This is a genomic window from uncultured Paraglaciecola sp. (assembly GCF_913058035.1).
Classification (GTDB): Bacteria; Pseudomonadota; Gammaproteobacteria; order Enterobacterales; family Alteromonadaceae; genus Paraglaciecola.
Genome location: NZ_CAJXPA010000255.1, coordinates 1 through 4,757, shown reverse-complemented (window position 1 = coordinate 4,757; position 4,757 = coordinate 1). Strand labels below are relative to the sequence as shown.

The 4,757-nt window shown below is 40.2% G+C and carries 3 protein-coding genes; 1 reads left to right on the top strand and 2 read right to left on the bottom strand.

The genetic code is table 11. The features are described 5' to 3' along the window. The first annotated feature begins 543 nt into the window (after window positions 1–543). Window positions 544–1,236, top strand: coding sequence for a 2OG-Fe(II) oxygenase family protein (locus QZ562_RS19685; protein ID WP_293764086.1), 693 nt, complete (start codon window positions 544–546; stop codon window positions 1,234–1,236). 140 nt (window positions 1,237–1,376) lie between these two features. Here QZ562_RS19685 and QZ562_RS19680 read toward each other — a convergent pair whose 3' ends face one another. After that, the gene (locus QZ562_RS19680; protein WP_293764084.1) at window positions 1,377–3,200 is read right to left on the bottom strand and encodes a DUF885 domain-containing protein; all 1,824 of its coding nucleotides are present in this window, start codon (window positions 3,198–3,200) and stop codon (window positions 1,377–1,379) included. 44 nt (window positions 3,201–3,244) lie between these two features. Then, window positions 3,245–4,573, bottom strand: a complete 1,329-nt coding sequence (locus QZ562_RS19675; protein ID WP_293764082.1) for a M24 family metallopeptidase — start codon at window positions 4,571–4,573, stop codon at window positions 3,245–3,247. Window positions 4,574–4,757 lie beyond the last annotated feature (184 nt).

Below are 4,757 nucleotides of genomic sequence, written 5' to 3'. Positions count from 1 at the left end.
CTCATATATTGTGTCATCATTCAGCCTTTATTTAATCGCTCATAAAAATATTACCAGATAGATTGCCTAGCAACCTAATTTAGGCTCAACAAGATAAATATTTCTTTATTCTTATCCTTATATTTACTTTTACCATGTGGTTCAGATGTCTGAATAAACAAAACGTTTTTTTGATTGTAACTGCCATTGCTTTTTTTCAGCGTTCAACTGCATTTAAAAAGTAACCACCGATAAAAGCGGTATTGCGATTTTTGCATTTTTATTTTTTCTTTATAAAATGCTTAAACAAACACGCAAAATAAATTTATGTAAGACGATGGTTATAGTAAGGTTATGATATTTAGTTAATAAGTTAGTTAGTTAAAAAGTCAGTAAATTAATAAGTCAGTTTATATTTGATGTTAGATGTATAGTCAAATGTATAAGCCAGACTGTCTGCATAGTCACTTGTTTGCATAGTCACTAGGATTGATGATTGATAAACCTGTCAGCCAGAACTACACATTTTGAAAAAACACCTAATGAGAACCAACCATTAAAACTATGATCACAATTAACAACTCACTAGATCAAGAATATATAAAAAAACAATACGCTATTGACGATCGTGTGCGTATCGAAAATATTTTCAATCAAGATTCAGCTGCCAAAACCCATCATTCGTTAAGCACCAGTGGAGCATTTGATTTCGCTTATATTAAGGATGGACGTCCAGCTTTGTCGAGCCCTGCAGATTTGTCGGTGCTCTCAGTCCAGCAACAACACAATATGCGCAAATCAATATTAGAACTTGGATCGCAGGGCATTGGTTACTTATATGGACGACATCCGATTGATGCTCACTCTGACAGCATTCTATTAGCCGTAAAAAAGTGGCTTAACGATGAAAAGACACTGCAATTAGTGAAAGATTTAACAGGTAAAACAGACATTAAACTTGCTAGCGCACAAGCAACACGATTTACCCACGGACACTTTTTAACACGACATCAAGACATACATGAAATAGAACAACGCAGACTGGCCTATGTGCTTAACTTTAGTGAAAACTGGCATCCCGATTGGGGTGGCTTGCTACAGTTTTATGAAACAAACGGAACACCTCGCGATGCTTGGTCACCCATTTTTAATTCGATGGCTATATTTGATGTTAGGCATATTCATTCGGTTACCTATGTAGCACCTCTTGCAGCTAAGCCCAGACTCTCCATTACCGGATGGTTTAGAGCGTCTTAAGTGTGAGTGAAAACACCCCTAATGGTTTCGAAAAATTCTCAAATAAGAATGTTTGTGTATAAACGTTTGGCTTTAACCAAACGTTTATTTGAAGGGTTGCAAAGAGCTAGACCTACCAAGTTAACTCTTTACGTTTGGTTTTAGCTACTTTGTTGTTCAATCCACCTGTCTATTTTTGCCTCAAGAATTGGCATAGGTAAGGCACCGTCAACTAACACCTGAGTATGGAATTTTTTCACATCAAATTTATCGCCAAGTATCTGTTGTGCTTTATTTCTAAGCATACGGATATGTCGTTGGCCCACTTTGTAACTCACCGCTTGCCCGCCTATGGCGATATAACGTTCGACTTCAGCCTCTATATCTGAAGGCGCAAGAGACGAGTTGTCTATCATAAAATCGATCGCTTGTTGGCGTGTCCAGCCAAATGCATGTAGCCCTGTATCCACGACCAAGCGCATGGCGCGCAGTTGTTCATCGGATAGTCGGCCATACCACATGTAAGGGTCAGTAAATAAGCCCATCTCCTTACCTAAACTTTCGGCGTACAGCGCCCAGCCTTCGGCAAATACTGTGTATCCGCCAAATTTACGAAAATCTGGGAGACTTTCGACTTCTTGTTGAATGGCAATTTGGAAATGGTGGCCGGGTGCCGCTTCGTGAATACTGAGGGTTTCCATCAAATATTTGGGCTGGGCTTTTAAGTTATAGGCATTAATATAAAATATGCCTGGCCTAGAACCATCTGGTGCGGGGCTCTGATAACTGGCGCCTGCAGACGATGCGGCTCGAAACGCTTCTACCGCTCTGACTTCGTAGTCTGCCTTGGGAAATACTTCAAACAACAGGGGTACACGACTATCTATTTTTTCTTTTACTTGGGTATAAGCATCAATCAAGGCTTGTTCTGAATCAAAGAAAAATTGTTCATCGGTGCGCAAAAATTCAAAAAAGGCAGGTAAATCACCTTCAAAGCCAACGGTTTCTTTAACCTTGGTCATTTCAGCTAGAATACGTGCCACTTGTTGTTGCCCAAATGTATGAATTTCATCAGCAGTTAACGGTAAGGTTGTATTGGTTTCAATTCGATATTCATACCATGCTTTGCCATTAGGCAAGTCATGTAAACCGACAGTATCACGGCCCTTAGGTAAGTAGCTCTGTTGCATAAATTGATGCACCCGGCCATAGGCCGGGATTATGATATTTTTTATGGTCTCAATGTAGTCTTTTGTAATTTGCTTTTTATCAACATCCGATATGTTTGCATTGTCTTTAAGGGTTTCTAACGGGGCGTAAAAAACACTCTTCGTCACATCTTGCAGCATATGCACTTGCAACTGCGGTAGCACTTTTTTAATCAAGGGTTTAGGTAGCACAATAGACTTTTCTATCCCGCGCTTCATGGCCACAATCGCACTATCCATATAAGTCGCAAAACCTTGTGCTCTGCTCATAAAGTGACGGTAATCGTCTGCGGTATTAAAAGGCTGCGCACTTTTACCTGAACCTAGGGAGGCGAAATAACTATGTGCGCCGCCCATTTGATGGATGGGCATAAGATGTCCTGGAAATTGTGCTCCTTTAATAGCAATCTGTCTGTCTCGTAAAAATATCTCGTAACTCAGTAGAGCTTGTCCACTCAACGCTAATGCATCTATCGCTTTTATCTTAGCTAAATACTTTTCTTCGAAAGCCAAAGACTGATCACGGTTTTGTTGATTAATGGGGGGACTAAAGCGGTCATTGTAATCGCTTATTCCCACGTAAGTAGCCGATATAGGGTTCATCTGCATACTTTCATCAAAATAGGCTTGAAACAGCGCATTGGCTTTTTCTGACTCAGATAGACTTGATATCACACTTCCGTCGCCCACTTTTTGGGTTTGTACTGTGTCCGATTGATTGCAGGCGACTAACCCCAGCGAAAAAGCAACGGCAAGGGCAAGGTATTTTCTATTCATTGTATGTCTCTTTATTCATATTTTACTCAGGTTTGACTCGGATTTTACTCAGATTTTATTAAGTGAAATTGGGTCTGACGCCCGTTTAAGTATTTGACACCAGATTGATCGAAATAAGCTTCTTCTTCAAGCATAATGCGGATTTCTTTATTCCACTGTGGGATAAAAGTGGCTGCATTGAGCTCTATAGAATATGCGGTATTGACGTGTAATGGGTAATCCCCTTGAACGGGCACACCACCTTGAGAATCCCACATACCTAAAGTGGTACCTGCAGCATGTCCGTGGTATCCAATAGGATGGGTGTAAATAGAAGGTTTAATCCCTTCTTTAATGGCTTGTTGACGTGATAGTTTTAACACTTCATTGCCTGTGCGGCCTAACTTAAAGTGTCCGGTAAATACATCCTGCAAGCGATTGGCACTGGCTAACGCCTTTTTCAGATAGTCAGGGGCATCAGTTTCATTAGCCTTAAGCACATAAGCATGTTGTTGTTGATCTGAATGCAGCCGCAAATAGGTCAAACCAAAATCCATGTGTAACAAATCACCGGGCATAATGATTTGCGATCGGGTACGCTGAGTAAAAGCATCGACGTGATCAAACGTTTCATTGTTGGAGCGCTGCAGTGAAACAGTGGGATGAAACCACGTTTGTAATCTTAAATCTAAAACTTTCTCTCTTAGCCACCACACTATATCTTCAGTCGTCGTGACACCCGGCTTAACAACTTGATTTGAAAAGGCTTCGGCTATTACCTGATGACCTAACTCAATCAAATTAGGATAAAATTGCATTTCCATTTCACTGCGTGTTTCAAGCCAAGCGATAGCTAATTTTTCTGATGACATCAGTTGAATTGCACTTTGTTTAGCTAATGCTTGGCTAAACGCATCATATTCTGTAGCCGTAATCCCATCTGCTAATGCAAAATGCTTAGATTGATTAATCGCCACCCTTTTGGGTTGTTTCTGCTTTATCATGTTAACAAGACTATCCCACTGATCAGGTTGTTTCTCTTTGTCCCAAGACTTTCTGAATAAACTATCTACTGCATACCTTGCGACAGCTAGGCGTTCAATTGGCTTGCCTTCGCCGGGGTCAAAAAGAACTAAAATTGTGCGTCTTCGGGCGGACAACCAGTTAGCGGGGAGCATAGTTTTAAGTATTGGGTCTTCATTATATTCACGTGATATCAGCACCCACATATCGATGCCTTCGCGGCGCATCAGGCCTGGTAATAAGTTTTGTAACCTATCGTCTAAGACCTGATTGATCAGCTGTGCTCGCTCGCGCATTGGTAATACATTGGGAGCAGCTGCACTGCACGTACAAAATATTAATAACAACAACCCAACTATCTTATTTTTCATCCCTCTTTTCATCCCTCTTTTCATCCCTCTTTTCATCCCTCTTTTCATCACTCTTTCCATATTTCCCATTATGAGCACTTCGCTTATATTAATCATATTTAAGAATACATCTTTCAATTTATAACTTAATGGAATTATTGGTTAATTTCGATAGTAAGCGTTAAAGTGGTCTAAAATAATAAAA

What these genes read in the sequence shown, in the direction of transcription:
- QZ562_RS19680 (WP_293764084.1), bottom strand. Translation starts at nt 3,200, where the DNA reads ATGAATAGAAAATACCTTGCCCTTGCCGTTGCTTTTTCGCTGGGGTTA.
- QZ562_RS19675 (WP_293764082.1), bottom strand. Translation starts at nt 4,573, where the DNA reads ATGAAAAATAAGATAGTTGGGTTGTTGTTATTAATATTTTGTACGTGC.
- QZ562_RS19685 (WP_293764086.1), top strand. Translation starts at nt 544, where the DNA reads ATGATCACAATTAACAACTCACTAGATCAAGAATATATAAAAAAACAA.